The sequence below is a fragment of the Solibacillus sp. FSL W7-1324 genome, from assembly GCF_038008025.1.
Classification (GTDB): domain Bacteria; phylum Bacillota; class Bacilli; order Bacillales_A; family Planococcaceae; genus Solibacillus.
In genome coordinates this window covers 2,992,171-3,009,093 of the sequence record NZ_JBBOYH010000001.1, presented here as the reverse complement: position 1 = coordinate 3,009,093, position 16,923 = coordinate 2,992,171, and the positions used below count along the sequence as shown (strand labels likewise).

Genomic DNA, 16,923 nt, shown 5'->3' with positions numbered 1-16,923 from the left:
CGAATTGTTAATGATAGGGGGCTGCTTATGTTAACCGTAAAAGAAGTTCTAAATCGAAAGTACTTTGAATCAGCGAAGGTTGTCGCAGGTCAAATCGGCTTAAATCATGCAATCAAATGGATTCATATATTGGAAGTAACCGATGTGAAGCAGCTTATTAGAGGAAATGAGCTCATTTTGACGACAGGTGTCACTTTAAAAGATAATGAACAAGGCTTTTTGAATTTTGTGAAGCAACTTAGCGATTTGCAGGTAGCCGGGCTTTGTATTGAGCTGGGGATGTATATTCAAACCGTTCCGGAAAGTGTTATGAATCTGGCAGATGAACTGGATTTCCCGCTCATCGTTTTTCAGGAGATTGTCCCGTTTGTCGGCATTACGCAAGATTTGCATACAGCCATCATTCATCAGCAATACGATATTTTAAGGCAGCTCGAAGATTATTCCCAGAAGATCAACAACTATGTTTTGAAAGTAAATGATAAAGTAAAGATTTTGCAGTATATGCAAAAGTATTTGAATGTGGATATTTATTTTGATGTGAAAAGAGGAGCAAGTCTCGCAATCCCGGATAAAAAGATTGAAAATTGCAAAAAGTATATTGACCGTTTAAGTAGTAAGCATAAAGCAAGTATTGAAGTGAATTTATTTGATCAGTTGTACGGCACGGTTTATATCTACTCGGAAAAAAGAGAAATGACGGAGTTGGATTTGCTTATTTTGGACCGTACTGTTGTTACGCTTTCGCAATTTATTTTAAGAGATTTATATATTGAAGAAAAATTGGAGAGCGAGAACCGGAAATTTTTCGAGAAGTGGCTTGAAGGTGAAAACAGCGATGACGAGCTGCTTTATTTTATCGAAGAGATCGACCAGAAGTTGAAGCATAATGGCTGGATGGTTATGATTCATCAGCTGAGAAGGAAAAATGCGAAAAAAGATTTAACGAACTATAAAATCAATCTTCGTCAGGCGCTGCAGAAGGAAGGGTTTTACACATTTATTGTGGAGCAGTCCCAATACTTGATTTTCATCGTCAACGACCTGGCGCAGGGAGCTACGTATAAAGAGCGGATGAACCGTGTGATGAATGAGATGATCCAGCAAAATAAACAAGACATGCTGATCGCTGTTGGGAAATATGTTTCGCATTACAATGAATTGAAGGAAAGCTATCAAACTGCACAGGAAACATTGCAGATTCGGATGAAACATATGGAGCTTTCGTATTTTTACGATGAATTGGTGCTGTACCATATGGTGAAAGTGCTGCAAAACAACAACAGTCTCATGCAGGCAGCGAAGGAAAAAATCGAAAAGCTCAGCCAGTATGACTACAAGCACAATGCAAATCTGATCCAAACGCTCGATGTGTATTTTCAGTGTAACGGACTGAAAAAGGAAACGGCCGAAAAGCTGTTTATCGTCCGCCAAACGCTTTATCACCGCCTGGAAAAGGTGGAGCAGATCATCGGCAATGATTTTATGAAGTACGAAAACCGCCTCTGCCTGGAGATTATGCTGCTTATGACGAAGCATAATTATTATGAGGGTGTGAAGGTTTAGGAGGCGTGATCTAGTAAGCTCTTTGGCCTTAATGTGAAATCGAGTTCAACATCCATTTGACACTATGTATAATGCCCTTATTCTTCCAATAAGCGAAAATAGAAATAGAGTTTAGGAATGTAGGAGGGAAATGCATGAGCCAATATGTAGAGTATAACTGGAAAGCAGATGACGAAAAACATGTATGGCACTCGATGAAGCCTTATAACCCGGAAGCAACATTTATCGTTGAGCGAGCGGAAGGGGCTTGGCTGACAGACATCGATGGCAATAAATATTTAGATGCGATGGCAGGGCTTTGGTGTACAAATATTGGTTATGGTCGTAAGGAGATTGCCGACACAGCTTACGAGCAAATGCTTAAAAATTCTTATACACCGCTAACGAACGGACACACACCGGCGATTTTACTGAGCCAGAAAATCAGTGAGCTGCTTGGTGATGAATATGTTGTCTTCTATTCGAACAGCGGATCGGAAGCAAATGAAGTGGCGTTTAAAGTGGCAAGACAATATCATCAGCAAAAAGGTGATACGAACCGCTATAAAATCATTTCCCGCTACCGTGCTTATCATGGAAGTTCAATGGGCGCATTGGCAGCAACAGGTCAAGCGCAGCGTAAATATAAATACGAGCCGCTTGCACCCGGCTTTTTACATGTAGCACCACCTGATCAGTACCGCAATCCGGAAGAAGCGATCAATGGTGATGCTACGACATTGCCAAGTGTGAAAAACATCGACCAAGTAATGACTTGGGAAATGTCCGAAACGATCGCCGCGGTCATTATGGAGCCGATCATTACAGGTGGCGGTGTCATCATGCCGAATGAGGATTACTTGAAAGGCGTAAAGGAAGTGTGCGAAAACCACGGTGCGCTGCTGATTGTTGACGAAGTAATCAATGGTTTCGGACGTACGGGTAAAGCGTTCGGATTCCAGAACTACGGCATTAAGCCCGATATTGTGACGATGGCTAAAGGGTTAACAAGTGCTTACATGCCGTTATCAGCAACTGCGATCCGCCGTGAAATTTACGAGCAGTTTGTCGAGAACGGGGAATATGAATTTTTCCGTCATATTAATACATTTGGCGGTTCGCCGGTCGCGTGTGCGGTCGCACTGAAAAACATTGAAATTATGGAGCGCGAAAATTTATTCGAACAATCCGTTGTCCTCGGAGAATCACTGAAGCGCACATTGAAAGAAAATCTCGAGGATCATCCTTATGTAGGCGATATCCGTGGTAAAGGGTTACTGATCGGGATTGAGCTTGTTGAAAATAAGGAAACGAAGGCACCGCTTGATGTTGAGCGCGTTAATGCAGTGATTGCCTACTGTAAGAAAAAGGGTGTCATTATCGGGAAAAACGGTGTAACGGTTGCGAACTTCAATAACGTATTAACACTGTCACCGCCGCTTTCAATTTCATTGGAGGAAAAGGACCTGATTGCCAATACAGTGATTGAAGCAGTGAACAGTATTAAATAAAGGGGGATCTTCATAATGACAGAAGCAGTTTCGGTAAAAAAATTAACACATTTTATCAATGGGGAATTGGTCGAAGGGAAGAGCAACAACTATTCGAAAGTTTATAACCCGACGACAGGCGAAGTAATTGCCGAAGTTCCGATTGCGACAGCTGAAGAAACACGTGAAGCCATTGCAGCAGCAAAAGCGGCTTTCCCGGCATGGCGTGATTTATCTGTTGCGAAGCGTGCGGAAGTATTGATGCGTTTCCGATTTTTACTGACAGAAAATATGGATCAGCTGTTGGAAATCATTTGTACGGAGAGCGGGAAAACGTTGGAGGATGCACGCGGTGAAGTAACTCGTGCACTGGAATCGGTTGACTTGGCAATCGGTGCGCCTCATTTGGTGAAAGGGGAATATTCGGTAAATGTAGGTGGGCAAATTAATGCCTACTCTGCGAAGTACCCTTTAGGTGTCGTAGCGGCGATTTCGCCATTCAACTTCCCGATCATGGTGCCATTAGCGCAAACTTCGATGGCGGTTGCTGTTGGGAATGCGGTTATTTTAAAAGCTTCTGAAAAGGTGCCGATGACTTCGCTGTTTGTCAGTGAACTATGGAAAAAGGCAGGATTGCCGGACGGGATCTGGACAGTAGTAAACGGCAGTAAAGATGCGGTAAATGAACTGCTGGAAAACCCGACTGTTCAGGCAATTTCATTTGTCGGATCAACACCTGTTGCGAAATATATTTATGAAACGGGTTCAAAATACGGTAAGCGCGTAACTGCTCTAGGCGGCGGTAAAAACAATATGGTTGTTATGCCGGATGCGGATCTGGAGCAAGTTGCGAATGCATTTATCGGTGCTGCATATGGCGCGGCTTCCCAACGTTGCATGGCGATTTCGACGATTATGCCGGTTGGTGAAGAGACGGCTGACCGACTTGTTGCGATTTTGAAAGAGAAAATCAGCAACTTGAAAGTGGGCAGCTATAAAGAAGAGGGCACGGATTTTGGACCGGTCATTTCTAAAGAGTCGAAAGAAAATATTTTGAAAGCGATCGATCTGGCTGAACGTCAAGGTGCGACGGTCGTAGTGGATGGCCGTGAACTGGATATCGTGAAAAACTCGGAAGGTTTCTTCGTCGGTCCGACATTGCTGGACAATATTACGAAGGAGATGGAGATTTTCGATGAGGAAGTTTTCGGTCCGGCTCGTAATGTCGTGCGCGTAAACTCGCTGGCGGAAGCGATCGATTTCATCAATGGTCAGGATCTGGCGAATGGGGTTACGATCTTCACGAACGATGGTGCGGCAGCGCGCAAGTTTACAACGGAGATCGATGTCGGTATGGTCGGCGTCAATGTGCCGATTCCAATCCCTGTCGGCTATCATAACTTTGCCGGCTTCAAAGGTTCGCGCTTTGGTGAAGGGCATATGTTTGGTCCGGATCAGGCCCGATTCTTTACGAAAACGAAAACAGTATCGGAACGCTGGCCAGACACAACAGAAACAACAGCATCGACATTCGCTTTTCCTAGCAATAACTAAAATACATGAAGAAACAGCTTAATTCCAGGATGTGGGGTTAGGCTGTTTTTTGTTTCGGGGGTGGCTTGTTTGCAGCGGGAGGGCGGATTTAGTAGAAGATTGGGGTTGGTGGACATAAATTTAAGTTCAGGTATAGGCGGGTTTATATTTTATTAGAACATTTGCGGCGGATATTAGAAGAAGTTGGCCGGTTATTAGAACAGTTCGCGAATTTAGTAGAAGATTGAGTAGTAATAAGGTTAGCGGACCCTGTTTTTGGGGTGGGCGGATGCGGGTTCGTGGTTTTATTAGAACATTGCGGACGGATATTAGAAGAAACGCCGTGGATATTTGAAGATCGGGAGGGGATATTAGCACATTGCACACACATATTAGAACAATTGACGATTATATTAGAACATCCAAAGTTTATTAGAACAAATAAAAATATATTAGAACATCCTCTGAATATATTAGAAAACTTCCCCCACGAACTTCACTTCTAGTAGAAGCCCAAACCAAAACCAATACATTATGTTAGAAAAGTTTACGTAAAAACAGTATATTTCCTTACAAATTTTAACCTTTTGTCTAAAATATTTACGGAAAAAATTACCTTTTGTATATTAAATTTAGTCAAAATATTCAGTAAAGTTATGTATATGAAGGATTCGCAAGGGTTTTCGCCAACAGAAAATATTTTTAAAATTTTTTCTGTTAATTAGATATTATGTTACTAATTGTTACATATAATACTATATATTAAATTATATGCTAAAAAACTAGTAAATATTCTCAAATACTAGGATGCACTTTGGTTTTTCATTTTTTCAATAGAAATTACTAGAAAACTAGGAGGGTTCATATGAAAAAGATTATTACTGGGGGAACAATTGTTACTGCTGCAGATACATTTAAAGGGGATGTGCTGATCGAGGATGGGATCATCACTCAAATTGCAGCGAAAATAGATGATGCTGATGCGGAAATTATTGATGCAACAGGAAAGGTTTTATTCCCGGGTGGTATTGACCCTCATACCCATCTTGATATGCCGTTCAACAATACGGTAACAGATGATGACTGGCAATCTGGAACAATTGCTGCGGCATACGGAGGAACAACGACAATTATCGATTTCTGTATTAGTGCGGGCTCGCCTACACTGATGGATGCGATCGATACATGGCATGGCAAAGCAAAAGATAAAGCCGTAATCGACTATGGCTTCCATTTAATGATCGGTGATTTAAACGAACAGCGCTTGCAGGAATTACCGGAAGCGTTGGAAAGAGGCGGGATCAGCTCGATCAAAGTGTTCCTTGCCTATGCGAAGGAATTCCAGGCGACGGACCGTACATTATTCCAGGCGTTTAAAGTCGGGAAGAAGCTTGGCGCAACGGTAATGGTTCACTGTGAGAACGGATCGGTTATCGATGAGCTAGTAGAAGAAGCGAAAGCGAATGGTCAAACGGAGCCGATCTATCATGCGCTTACTCGTCCGCCTGAAGTTGAAGGGGAAGCGACGAAGCGTGCGATTGAGCTGGCGAACTTGGCTGGAGCGCAATTATATGTCGTGCATGTCACGTGTAAAGAAGCGGTTGATGAAATCATTTCAGCACGCAATAAAGGCTACAACGTGTTAGGTGAAACATGCCCGCCGTATTTAGTCCTTGACCAGACGGCATTGGAGAAGCCGAACTTTGAAGGTGCGAAATATGTATGGTCTCCGCCGTTACGTCCTGTAGAGCATCAGGAAGTATTGTGGAATGCATTGAAGGCGAAGCAGCTGCAAACGATTGGTTCGGACCAATGTTCATTCAGCTTCAACGGCAAGAAAACATTAGGAAAAGATGACTTCTCGAAAATCCCGAACGGTGGACCGTTTATCGAAGACCGTTTCTCTGTACTGTATTCGGAAGGTGTTGTGAAAGGCCGCATTACAGAAAATGAGTTTGTTGATATGATTTCGACGCAGTCTGCGAAGATTTTCGGGCTGTTCCCTAAAAAAGGAACGATTGCGGTTGGTTCGGATGCGGATATCGTATTATTCGATCCGACAGTGAAACGTACGATCTCTGCGGAAACACATCATATGAATGTGGACTACAACGCATTTGAAGGGCTGGAAGTGACGGGTGAGCCACAAAGTGTGCTAGTGCGCGGTGAATTTGTCATTCAAGATAAAAAATTCGTCGGACAGCTTGGAAGCGGCAAGTATATCCGTCGTGAAGTAAAAGGAACTACTAAAGTAACTTCATAACAAGGTCAGTTACGTTCTCGTAATTGCGTCCAGATTCGTGGTTTAGCCAGCCTTTGTTACACAACGCAACATTTATAGGCTGGCATCCATTTCATTAAAAAATCTGTGACATCTGCCGGGGCTTATCTTTATCCAGCAGGTAGTTGGGTATCGGCTGGATAAAGATTCAACAGCTAAAAGTAATAACAAATCAAACTGGAGAGGGTTGTTATGAAATGAGCAATAGTTTAGCGAAGAACTTTGAAGAGATATTTGATGGGTTAACAACATACGCGGCAACTGTTGAAGCGAATCGTTGTTTGTACTGCTATGATCCGCCATGTGTAAAGGCGTGTCCAACGAGCATTAATATTCCGAGCTTTATCAAGAAAATTGCTTCGAATAATATGAAAGGTTCTGCCCGTGTCATTATGGAATCAAATCCGGTAGGCGCTAGCTGTGCGCGCGTTTGTCCAACAATCGAGCTTTGTGAGGGGGCTTGTGTGTTGAACAGTGAAGAAAAGCCGATTCAGATTGGTCATCTTCAGCGCTATGCAACGGATTGGCTGCGTGAATCGAACGTTAATCTGTTTACGCCACAACCGACAAACGGCAAGAAAATTGCGATTATCGGAAGCGGTCCGGCAGGGTTGTCTGCTGCCCGTGAACTGGCATTGCTAGGATACGGTGTGACAATTTTCGAAGCGGATGAAAAAGCGGGTGGTCTGAATTACTACGGCATCGTTTCATTCCGTCTGCCGCAAGATGTGGTGGAGTGGGAAGTGAAGCAAGTAAAGAATCTTGGCGTTGAAATTAGAACAAGCACAAAGATCGGCGAGGATGTACTGGTTGATGAACTGCTTGAAAACTACGACCGCATCATTGTAGCGGTAGGTATGGGCAAAGTGCCGATGCTTGGCATTGAAGGCGAAGAGTTGGACGGTGTGTATGATGCGATTGACTTCGTAAAGGAATCGAAATCTTCATTTACTGATCGTGTACTGGGCAAAAAAGTGCTCGTTATCGGTGCGGGTAATACGGCGATTGATGCGGCGACATGTTCTGTAAGACTTGGTGCTGAGCAGGTGCAAATCGTTTACCGTCGTACATCGAATGAAATGACGGCATATGATTTTGAATTTGATTTTGCGAAGCAGGACGGAGTTGAATTCAGATGGCTGACATTACCGAAGCGCATAATTGGCGACGAAAACGGTAAAGTGATCGGAATGGAATGCATCAAAATGAAGCTGACGGATATCGAAGGTGGAAAAGGGACATTAACGGAAATTCCTGGTTCTGAATTTGTGATTGAGGCGGATGCGGTAATTCGGGCGATCGGCCAAACGAAGCAGTATGAACTGATCGAGCATTTAGGCTTGGCGAATACTCGCGGTGTGATTGATGTGGATCACAACAGCCTTAAGTCATCCAATCCGAAAATTTATGCTTGCGGTGATGTGATTTACGGCAACGGATACGGTGAGGCGACAGTTGTATCGGCGGCGCAGCAAGGCAAAGATTCGGCATACGCGATTCATTATGAACTAAACGCAAATTCAGAAATTGCATAGGGGGAATTGAAATGGCAGATTTACGAATAGATTTTGCTGGTATTAAGTCACCTAATCCTTTTTGGTTGGCATCGGCACCACCAACAAACTCCGGCTATCAAGTGCAGCGTGCATTTGAAGCAGGGTGGGGCGGCGCTGTATGGAAAACGTTGGGCGACCCTATTTTAAACGTTTCCTCTCGCTTTGCTGCGGTAAGTTTCAATGGTCAGAAGGTAGCGGGTTTCAATAATATTGAGCTCATTACAGACCGACCGCTTGAAGTGAACTTAAAGGAAATTTATGAAACGAAAAAACGCTTCCCGGATCATACGATCATCGCTTCATTGATGGTCGAGCCAAAAGCCGAAAAGTGGCATGAAATCGTGAAAAGAGTCCAGGATGTTGGGGTAGATGGCTTCGAATTAAACTTCGGCTGCCCACATGGTATGGCGGAACGTGGCATGGGAGCCGCTTCGGGTCAAGTACCTGACCTGGTGGAAAAACAGACATATTGGGCGAAAGAATATGCGGAAGTACCGGTTATCGTCAAACTGACTCCAAACATTACGGATATTACTGTAACGGCGGAAGCAGCAGTGCGCGGCGGTGCGGATGCGATAAGTATGATCAACACGATCAATAGTTTGGCGGGCGTTGATCTGAATTCTTGGAACACGATTCCACATGTTGGCAATAAAGGGGCACACGGAGGTTATTGTGGACCGGCCGTGAAGCCAATTGCACTGAACATGGTGGGTGAGTGTGCGAGAAGTCCGTATATCAATTTACCGATTTCCGGAATTGGCGGTATTTCGAACTGGCAGGACGCTGCTGAGTTCATCTTAATGGGTTCGACGAGTGTGCAAGTTTGTACGGCGGCAATGCACCACGGCTTCAGCATTGTTGAAGATATGATCGATGGTTTAAGCAATTATTTAGATGATAAAGGCTTGAAATCGGTGATGGATTTAGTCGGCAAAACAGTACCGAAATATTCGGATTGGGGAGATTTAGACTTAAATTATAAAGTTGTTGCAGAGATCAATAATGATGTTTGCATCAACTGTAATAAATGCCATATTGCCTGTGAAGATACGTCTCATCAATGTATCGATCTGTATACAGAAGATGGCCGTCCAATGCTGAAAGTGCGTGAGGAAGACTGCGTAGGCTGTAACTTATGTTCAATCGTCTGTCCGGCAGAAGGTGCGATTACGATGAAGGAACTTGTTCCGACACAACCGCCGATGACGTGGAACGAAAGACAGAAGCTAATTGCAGGATTTGCCCCAAGCAGTTCAAGTGTTGCGAGGTAGTTGGCGCAAATTTTAAAAGGATGGCTGTCAGTCTAACCCACGTCGCATGTGCGGCAACGGGTGACTGACAGACTTCCTCTGTAGACCAAAAAATTGAATAAAGAGAGGTGTAGCGATGTCAGACAGAAAAGAAGCAAATAGCAACTATTTAAAATCACCAGATTTACTTCCTGTCACACACGAAAACCGAAGTATTAGTATGATGGGCTTTGGGGTTATCTGGGTAGGGATGGCCATCGTACTCGCCGCATTCGCAATCGGTGCGGGAGGAATTATCAATCTAAGTATGCCGATGCTTATCCTGGCGACATTGGTTGGATCGATTCTAATCGGGATTTTCATGGTCGTCATCGGGGATATCGGTGTTGAACACGGTTTATCGTTTCCTGTTTATATGCGTGCGCCATTCGGAACAATCGGCACGCACTTCCCGTCATTTGCCCGTGCATTTACAGCATCATGCTGGTTCGGGATCAACACATATTTTGGATCATTGGCGATCAACGGTATTTTGAACATTTTGGTCGGCTTTGACAATTGGTTTATCTGTTTCCTAGTATTCGCGACGTTGCAGTTGTTCAACGTATCGCTGGGGATCAAATCAATTGAACGTTTCGCGGATTTCGCTGCACCGGTCATTATCTTTATTTCGATTTGGATGTATTTGCAATTATCTGCTGAAGCGAAAGAGCAAGGCAAAGCGGTATGGTCATGGGTGGAAGCACCGCAAACTGGTTTCGAACAGTTTACGGCATTCATGGTAGTCGCTACGGCAATCATGGGCTTCTGGGCAACATTGGCTGCGGATATGCCGACACTTTCTCGTCACTTCAAAGCACCGAAAAATGAGCGAAACTGGTTCAAACGAAATAAAACACAGTTACTTGGCTCTTTAGTAGTTCAGCCAATTTTCAATACACTGATGATCGTCATCGGTGCGGTATGTTATATGGCGACGGGTTCAGGTGATCCGGTCAACGCACTTCAGCAAGCGGCAGGCGGTTTTGTCCTCGTGATGCTGTTATCGATGATCGTACTGGCACAATGGTCGACAAATACTTCCGCGAACGTTATTCCGGCTGCGACGATTTTCTCGAATATCGGCGGAGCGAAAGTACCGTTCTGGGTCGGTGTAGTCGTTGCCGGTATTGTCGGGACGGTTGTTCAACCTTGGAGCTTGTTTGATGTTTTAAATAGTGTACTTCTTGTTGTAGGGGGTATCCTTTCTTCGATTGTCGGTATATTATTTGCTGACTATTACTTGCTTCGAAAGCGTCGAGTGAATGTAACGGACCTTTATGAGGCGGAAGGGCAATACCGCTATTTGAAAGGTGTCAATGTAGCAGGTATTATCGCTTGGGTGATTGGCGGTCTGATCGCGAATATTTGGCCATCATTCTCTTCACTTATCGGTTTCTTTGTAGGGGCTGCAATCTATTATGTGCTGGCGAAATACTGGTGGTTCAAGAAGTATCCACAAGCTGAAATCGTCAATCCGAGTGATGATGAATATTTAGGTATTACAGCGGGACGCAGCTGGGAAATTGACGCTGTGCCAGAACCGATTGGTGTAGAGCAAACAGCTTCAACAGATTAAATGTAAACGAGGTGCGGTCATGTCAGAATTTCAGTTTGTAGAAAAAGAAATTCAGCAAATTGATGAACTGCTTGCTGAAAACTATATTATTAAAACGATCGATGAGAATCTGGAAGGAGCTTTCGTTACGTTTGTCAATCCGGCAACTCATGATGAGCGTTTACTGCATATTAAAATGGCAGACACAAGAAAATACTTCTCCAGTAAATTAATGGAACAATTAAGCAGTTGAAAATTAAAGGGCCAGGCGCATTTCCTACGGGATGCGCCTTTTTTATTTTATTTGCACTGAAAAATTTTTAACGAGGGCATATTTCGACATGGAAATACATATTGTGAAGAAGAACAAGTGGATGCACCAGTTGAATCCAGAAAAATTTCTGATCGAAGTGGAGGGTTATTATGGGTGGAGGTAAAGGCACATTTCAGAAATGGAGGAAGAAAGTCAACAAGAAGGTGACAACGCTTAGCAGTAAAACGTCTTTTGCGGTCGACCGGTCCAAACTGCGAAAACAAATCAATGGAATTGAAGAAGAGATCAGAGTGCTGAAACAGCAAATCGGGGAAATCGTCAACTTGAACCGCAACAGCCTGTTTTCAGTCAGTATGGTGAATTATCAGCTCGCGCAAATTGAGGCGAAAGAAAACACGATTGCGCAGCTGGAAAGAGATATTGAAGAATTGAATGAGCTTAGTAAATTAGCGGGTGTCGAAGAGGAGGAAATCAAACCCGACCTGAAAGCAAAGCAAACGATCGACGATATTACGGCGTCCTATATATACAATTGCGCCAACTGTAATGAAGTGTACGATGAACCGAAAAAGTTTTGCGAGGAGTGTGGATATAACATGGATTAGCGCTTATCGCTGAAATTTGCGATAAGCTGAGTGCAATCAAAGGTAAAAGGAGGAAGACCAAATAGAGAACGCCCAACTTTCTATAAACTTTAGAAAGTTGGGCGTTTCTTTGTAGAGAAAGCGGATTTCTTTACACCCGCTTTTCCTGATTACTTACGATGTTCTACAAGGTCAATTGCCCCTAATACTATATGGGCAAGGCCGAAACCGAAAATGGTATTGGCAATCATTTTGTTCGTACCGATTTTTTGTTTCATCGCATACCCCGTTGCAGTGACAGCTGATCCAAGTACAGTCGGAATTAAACCTTCACGAATATTTTTCATAAAAGCCCCTCCTTCATCGTAGTAGGTGAAACAAGCACCGTTCCTATTGTTTGTACTTCTGTGTGAAGTATTTATTGTAAATATTGGATAAATTATTTGGCAATTTTGAAACTATACAATGATTTGTTCGTATAGTTTATTGGGCATACTAGTTAGGCATATTTTTTGCTTGTTCTGCTTGGCCGTACATATTGAGCATTGTGCTCATATCCTGTGGTGACAGTTGTGGTACTTGGTAATAGCCTTTTTTGTTTTGATACAGTGAAAGTTCATAGGCCATTTCGATGCAGTTTGGTACTGAATCTTGCAGTACACGACGAACAACAGGGTTTGTGCTTTCTAAAGCAGCAACTGTTTTCCCTGAAGCACCCATTTTATGGACACTTAGCAAGAAGCCTGAAATAATCGCATCATTAATTTCGTTTGCTGAAGTGATCGGTTTTTTCGCTTCACCAGGTTTGATGCCGTAAATTGTATCGTTCCCCATGTTCATATTATAGCTGCGTGTAGGATGTTTTGGATCATGGCCTGTTTTAAAGGCTTCCATTGTAATGTTGTACTCATCAAGCATAAATGCGTACTGACGATCCAAAATAGATAAAAGCTCGCTGTCTTGAACTTGATCACGGAGCAGGACGAATTGGTTTAATCCGCCGATCATCGCGCTGAGTACTTCATGAACATCCAGTATTTCATGGGCACCATGATTTGTTGAAAAAGGCATTTGATTGTCTTGAGATTGGGATGATTGGGTAAACATGAATTAGTAACCTCCATAGTAAGATATTTCGAACACTCTTATTGTGGAAACGAACAATAATTTTATACGCATTTTTAAAAAAGAGAGGATGGGGCAAATGTTTAAAAAAAATGAACGAGGCAGTGCTGTATTAGTCGCCCTTATTGCAATTGTTGCATTGATCGTCATTGCGGCGATGCTTGTCGTGCCAAAATACAACAAACTTGTTACAGGCGAAGAGACAGTGGACGCAGCATGGGCACAAGTCGAAAACCAGCTGCAGCGCCGATTTGATTTAGTACCGAACTTAGTAAATACGGTGAAAGGCTATGCCGAACATGAGGAAGAAATTTTCACACAGATCGCAGAAGCCCGTACACAATACGGGAGTGCCAATACAGTAGAAGAAACGGCGGACGCAAATAATGAGCTGTCTTCTGCATTATCCCGTTTACTCGTTGTTATTGAAAACTATCCGAATTTAAAAGCGGATGCACAATTTACACGGTTAATGGATGAACTGGCAGGGACGGAAAATCGCTTGACGGTAGCGCGTAAAGATTACAATGACACGGTTCAGCAGTTTAATAATGATGTTCGCCGCTTCCCGGGAAACTTAATCGCCGGTATGTTCAGCTTTGATCAAAAAGACTACTTCGAAATTAAGGAAGGTGTGGAAGAAGCACCGGCAGTCGATTTTGGCGATTAATGATGGGAATAATGAAGCTTGTCGGCAATGACCGAAGCTTCTGAAAAGGGGGACTGTATGTGAGATTAATGGTATCGCTTCTTCTATGGTTAATGCTCGTACCGCTCCAAGCGATGGCAGCTATACCGGAAAAACCGGCCTATAATTCTTACGTGTATGATTATGCGAACGTCCTGTCCGATGATGTGGAACAGAACCTGATCCAGTCGGCAAAAGCGCTCGAAGGTTCAACGGGAAATGTCATTGTCATGATGACGATAGATACGATCGATGGAATGGATGCATTTGAATTCGGTACGGAAACGATTCGCAGTTGGGGAATCGGTGATGAAGCGCTCGATAACGGTATGCTTATTTTTGCGACAACCGAGCAAGGGCCAGGCCAGAATGATGTGTGGATTACGGTCGGCGGCGGTCTGGAAGGCGATTATCCGGATGGGAAGCTCGGCGGCATGATCGATACGTATATGATGCCTTATTTAGCAAATGGTGACTATACAAATGCGTTTGCCAGCATCTTCTCCGTTTTTTATGAAGAAATGGGTGGTGAAGCAGGCGGTGCGGATTTAGTACAGCCTGTTGCGTCAAATGAAGAGGATGGGATTTCAATCGGCTTCATTATATTCATCATTATTATTTACTTTATCATATCGAAGTTTGGCGGTGGCGGTGGCCCAGGCGGACGCCGACGCACAGCACGCCGAGTATACCGCAGTGGCGGTTTCGGTGGATTCGGAGGCGGCTTCGGCGGTGGTGGCGGTTCATCGGGCGGCTTTGGCGGCTTCGGTGGCGGCGGCTCATTCGGCGGAGGCGCGGGCAGGAAGTTTTAAGTATAGTTCTAGGGAAAGGCATCTCACTCGTTGCGGGTGGGGTGCTTTTTTACTGTAGTGCGGGCGGGCGGCGGTGTGCGGCGGTTTTCAAGTAAGTTGGTGCGATGTTCTAATGAAAGCGGCCGATGAAAATGAAGGGCGCATTTTCTAATAAATAAGCTCGTTGTTCTAATAAACCCGGAAAAGTTCTAATAAAACGCGGATCTTCTAATATAAGTCGCCGATGTTCAAATAAGTGGCCCGGATCTTCTAATAAGCAATCGAGAACTTCTAATAAATAATTCGGATGTTCTAATATATCGTGAAAAGTTCTAATATAAGCAGCTGACCGCATTTTCTGATATGCGGTCGTGAAGTTTTATTGAGGTGCTGCACCGGTTTACTAATAAGTTCGTGCAAAGTTCTAATATACGGTTGGGAACTGCTAATAAGTCTGCCAGATGTTCTAATATAGCCGGAATAATTTCTAATAAAAGCGGCCGATGAATAGAGGGGACGCATTCTAATAAGTATGCGCGATGTTCTAATAAACCCGGGAAAGTTCTAATAAAACGCGGATCTTCTAATATAAGTCGCCGATGTTCAAATAAGTGGTCCACATCTTCTAATAAACAACCGCGAACTTCTAATATCCCACCCGCACCTTCTAATAAAACCAAAAAATCTTCTAATAAAATCCCGACGCGCACATCCCATCCCCACCCAAACTCCGCTATAATAATAAAAAAAGGAGGAACTGCCAATGATCATCAAATTTTATTCGAAACCGGACTGCGGACTTTGCATTGAAGGACTCCATACGTTAAAAACCGTGCAGGAAGACATCGACTTTACGATTGAGCACTGCAATATAGAAGAAGACGATGAAGCGCATGAAAAATATATGCTGATGATTCCGGTTGTTGAGTATAACGGGGACGTTGTACAGTACGGGCAGCTTGATTATGCGACATTGTACGAGGCGCTGGCGGACTAGCCACTGGTGCCCTTTCGCTATTTTTTGCGAATAATTCCGTCATATAAGTTGCAAATCAGTCCGGGTCGATCTATAATGAAGACAGAAATTCTTTTTTTTACCCCATGTGGGACATAAAATATTTATGTGGGACATATATTGTCCAACAGGATAAATCGAGTAGGTGGTTTTTTGACGGATATTTCATTTTTTGCAGCTGAGCGTAAACTAATGCCTGAAATTGATGCTCTTTTTCAAAAGAGATTTCGAGTTTTACAAGCAATTGCGACATTTAGCCCAATTGGTAGACGTGCTTTAGGAGAACAGCTACAGATGACAGAGCGTGATATCCGGAATGAAACAACGGTCCTGAGCGAACAGCAATTGATCTTGATTCAAAAAAAAGGCATGATTTGCTCGCCGAAAGGGTATGAAGTAATAGAGCAGCTTTACGAACTGTATCGTGAGCTTTCCGGTATTGTGGCGATGGAACAGCAGCTTACAAACATCTTTGGCATCGCACGTGTCATCATTGTGCCTGGTGATGCCGAACAGGATGAAACGGTAAAGCAGCAGCTCGGTAAAGTGGCGGCACAAGTATTACAGCAAATCGCACCTGCGAAAGCCAACATTGCGGTAACAGGCGGCAGCAGCGTTGCATCGATGAAGGAATATTTGTCGGATGTCCCGGTGTTGAGCGACGCCACATTTATTGCGGCACGCGGTGGTATGGGTGATGAGATGACATTCCAGGCGAATACAATTGTTTCGAAGTTTTCAAAAAGATGCGGGGCAACATACCGCACATTGTTTTTGCCGGAGCATTTAAGTGAGCAGGCGTATGAAGCGATGAAGGATGAACCGATCATTCGGGAGATGATAACACTTTATGAACAGGTGGACATCGTTATTCACGGAATCGGGGCAGCACAGGAAATGGCGCTTCGACGTAAAAGTTCACAGCATGAGCAGCAGTTACTTGAGGAAAAAGGCGCGGTTGCCGAAGCATTCGGCTACTATTTCAATGCAAATGGAGACACGGTTCATCATCTGAGGACAATTGGAATCCAGCGTGATCAAGTCAACAAAGCGAAGCATGTTCTTGCCATTGCGGCAGGCAGAAATAAAGCGGCTGCGATTCAGGCGTATTTTAAAAATGCCGCATCGCAAACGATTTTGATTACAGATGAGCAAACCGCAAGTACAATTCTTGAAAATTAAACATGTTTT

Annotated in this window: 16 protein-coding genes; 13 read left to right on the top strand and 3 right to left on the bottom strand. The window is 43.7% G+C overall.

Annotated elements, in window-relative coordinates; all coding sequences use genetic code 11:
- The first annotated feature begins 27 nt into the window (after positions 1-27).
- The 9 genes from MKY71_RS15015 to MKY71_RS14975 all read left to right on the top strand — a co-directional run bounded on the left by MKY71_RS15015 (position 28) and on the right by MKY71_RS14975 (position 12,134).
- Positions 28-1,566 (top strand): PucR family transcriptional regulator, encoded by a 1,539-nt coding sequence (locus MKY71_RS15015; RefSeq protein WP_340733175.1) that lies wholly within the window; start codon positions 28-30, stop codon positions 1,564-1,566.
- A gap of 134 nt (positions 1,567-1,700) precedes the next feature.
- Positions 1,701-3,056, top strand: coding sequence for an aspartate aminotransferase family protein (locus MKY71_RS15010; protein WP_340733174.1), 1,356 nt, complete (start codon positions 1,701-1,703; stop codon positions 3,054-3,056).
- Between the two features lie 15 nt (positions 3,057-3,071).
- Positions 3,072-4,589 (top strand): CoA-acylating methylmalonate-semialdehyde dehydrogenase, encoded by a 1,518-nt coding sequence (locus MKY71_RS15005; protein WP_340733173.1) that lies wholly within the window; start codon positions 3,072-3,074, stop codon positions 4,587-4,589.
- 844 nt (positions 4,590-5,433) lie between these two features.
- Positions 5,434-6,831 (top strand): dihydropyrimidinase, encoded by a 1,398-nt coding sequence (gene hydA / locus MKY71_RS15000; protein ID WP_340733172.1) that lies wholly within the window; start codon positions 5,434-5,436, stop codon positions 6,829-6,831.
- 215 nt (positions 6,832-7,046) lie between these two features.
- On the top strand, positions 7,047-8,384 hold the full coding sequence (locus tag MKY71_RS14995; RefSeq protein WP_340733171.1) for an NAD(P)-dependent oxidoreductase: 1,338 nt from the start codon (positions 7,047-7,049) through the stop codon (positions 8,382-8,384).
- A gap of 11 nt (positions 8,385-8,395) precedes the next feature.
- Positions 8,396-9,679, top strand: coding sequence for an NAD-dependent dihydropyrimidine dehydrogenase subunit PreA (gene preA, locus MKY71_RS14990; RefSeq protein ID WP_340733170.1), 1,284 nt, complete (start codon positions 8,396-8,398; stop codon positions 9,677-9,679).
- A gap of 115 nt (positions 9,680-9,794) precedes the next feature.
- Entirely contained in the window at positions 9,795-11,276 is a 1,482-nt protein-coding gene (locus tag MKY71_RS14985) for an NCS1 family transporter (RefSeq protein ID WP_340733169.1), read from the top strand.
- A gap of 19 nt (positions 11,277-11,295) precedes the next feature.
- Positions 11,296-11,508, top strand: a complete 213-nt coding sequence (locus MKY71_RS14980) for a hypothetical protein (RefSeq protein WP_339173380.1) — start codon at positions 11,296-11,298, stop codon at positions 11,506-11,508.
- Positions 11,509-11,678: 170 nt separating this feature from the next.
- Positions 11,679-12,134, top strand: coding sequence for a nucleotide-binding protein (locus tag MKY71_RS14975; RefSeq protein WP_339196000.1), 456 nt, complete (start codon positions 11,679-11,681; stop codon positions 12,132-12,134).
- Between the two features lie 149 nt (positions 12,135-12,283).
- On the opposite strand, the gene MKY71_RS14970 is transcribed toward MKY71_RS14975, so the two are convergent.
- On the bottom strand, positions 12,284-12,460 hold the full coding sequence (locus MKY71_RS14970) for an asparagine synthase (protein ID WP_079524417.1): 177 nt from the start codon (positions 12,458-12,460) through the stop codon (positions 12,284-12,286).
- A gap of 148 nt (positions 12,461-12,608) precedes the next feature.
- A complete protein-coding gene (locus MKY71_RS14965; RefSeq protein WP_339173375.1) occupies positions 12,609-13,220 on the bottom strand; it encodes a spore coat protein in 612 nt (203 codons plus the stop codon).
- Positions 13,221-13,317: 97 nt separating this feature from the next.
- Between MKY71_RS14965 and MKY71_RS14960 the strand changes: the two genes are divergently transcribed.
- Both MKY71_RS14960 and MKY71_RS14955 read left to right on the top strand, forming a co-directional pair.
- Positions 13,318-13,908 carry a LemA family protein gene (locus MKY71_RS14960; RefSeq protein ID WP_340733167.1) on the top strand — a complete coding sequence of 197 codons (591 nt, stop codon included), beginning with the start codon at positions 13,318-13,320 and terminating at the stop codon, positions 13,906-13,908.
- A 68-nt stretch (positions 13,909-13,976) separates the two neighbouring features.
- Complete coding sequence (locus MKY71_RS14955) at positions 13,977-14,738, top strand: TPM domain-containing protein (protein WP_340733649.1); 762 nt, start codon at positions 13,977-13,979, stop codon at positions 14,736-14,738.
- A gap of 311 nt (positions 14,739-15,049) precedes the next feature.
- Here MKY71_RS14955 and MKY71_RS14950 read toward each other — a convergent pair whose 3' ends face one another.
- Positions 15,050-15,427: a hypothetical protein gene (locus MKY71_RS14950; RefSeq protein ID WP_340733166.1), complete on the bottom strand. Its 378-nt coding sequence runs from the start codon at positions 15,425-15,427 to the stop codon at positions 15,050-15,052.
- A 53-nt stretch (positions 15,428-15,480) separates the two neighbouring features.
- On the opposite strand from MKY71_RS14950, the gene MKY71_RS14945 reads away from it, so the two are divergent.
- Together MKY71_RS14945 and MKY71_RS14940 are read left to right on the top strand one after the other, a co-directional pair.
- Positions 15,481-15,714 carry a glutaredoxin family protein gene (locus MKY71_RS14945; protein ID WP_340733165.1) on the top strand — a complete coding sequence of 78 codons (234 nt, stop codon included), beginning with the start codon at positions 15,481-15,483 and terminating at the stop codon, positions 15,712-15,714.
- Positions 15,715-15,885: 171 nt separating this feature from the next.
- The gene (locus MKY71_RS14940) at positions 15,886-16,914 is read left to right on the top strand and encodes a sugar-binding transcriptional regulator (RefSeq protein ID WP_340733164.1); all 1,029 of its coding nucleotides are present in this window, start codon (positions 15,886-15,888) and stop codon (positions 16,912-16,914) included.
- Positions 16,915-16,923: the final 9 nt, after the last annotated feature.

Bases quoted from the DNA above. Each gene is read 5' to 3' on its own strand.
- MKY71_RS14985 (WP_340733169.1), top strand. From the start codon at position 9,795: ATGTCAGACAGAAAAGAAGCAAATAGCAACTATTTAAAATCACCAGAT.
- MKY71_RS14995 (WP_340733171.1), top strand. From the start codon at position 7,047: ATGAGCAATAGTTTAGCGAAGAACTTTGAAGAGATATTTGATGGGTTA.
- MKY71_RS14955 (WP_340733649.1), top strand. From the start codon at position 13,977: ATGGTATCGCTTCTTCTATGGTTAATGCTCGTACCGCTCCAAGCGATG.
- MKY71_RS15015 (WP_340733175.1), top strand. From the start codon at position 28: ATGTTAACCGTAAAAGAAGTTCTAAATCGAAAGTACTTTGAATCAGCG.
- MKY71_RS14975 (WP_339196000.1), top strand. From the start codon at position 11,679: ATGGGTGGAGGTAAAGGCACATTTCAGAAATGGAGGAAGAAAGTCAAC.
- MKY71_RS14960 (WP_340733167.1), top strand. From the start codon at position 13,318: ATGTTTAAAAAAAATGAACGAGGCAGTGCTGTATTAGTCGCCCTTATT.
- MKY71_RS15005 (WP_340733173.1), top strand. From the start codon at position 3,072: ATGACAGAAGCAGTTTCGGTAAAAAAATTAACACATTTTATCAATGGG.
- MKY71_RS14965 (WP_339173375.1), bottom strand. From the start codon at position 13,220: ATGTTTACCCAATCATCCCAATCTCAAGACAATCAAATGCCTTTTTCA.
- MKY71_RS15010 (WP_340733174.1), top strand. From the start codon at position 1,701: ATGAGCCAATATGTAGAGTATAACTGGAAAGCAGATGACGAAAAACAT.
- MKY71_RS14945 (WP_340733165.1), top strand. From the start codon at position 15,481: ATGATCATCAAATTTTATTCGAAACCGGACTGCGGACTTTGCATTGAA.
- preA (WP_340733170.1), top strand. From the start codon at position 8,396: ATGGCAGATTTACGAATAGATTTTGCTGGTATTAAGTCACCTAATCCT.
- hydA (WP_340733172.1), top strand. From the start codon at position 5,434: ATGAAAAAGATTATTACTGGGGGAACAATTGTTACTGCTGCAGATACA.
- MKY71_RS14980 (WP_339173380.1), top strand. From the start codon at position 11,296: ATGTCAGAATTTCAGTTTGTAGAAAAAGAAATTCAGCAAATTGATGAA.
- MKY71_RS14970 (WP_079524417.1), bottom strand. From the start codon at position 12,460: ATGAAAAATATTCGTGAAGGTTTAATTCCGACTGTACTTGGATCAGCT.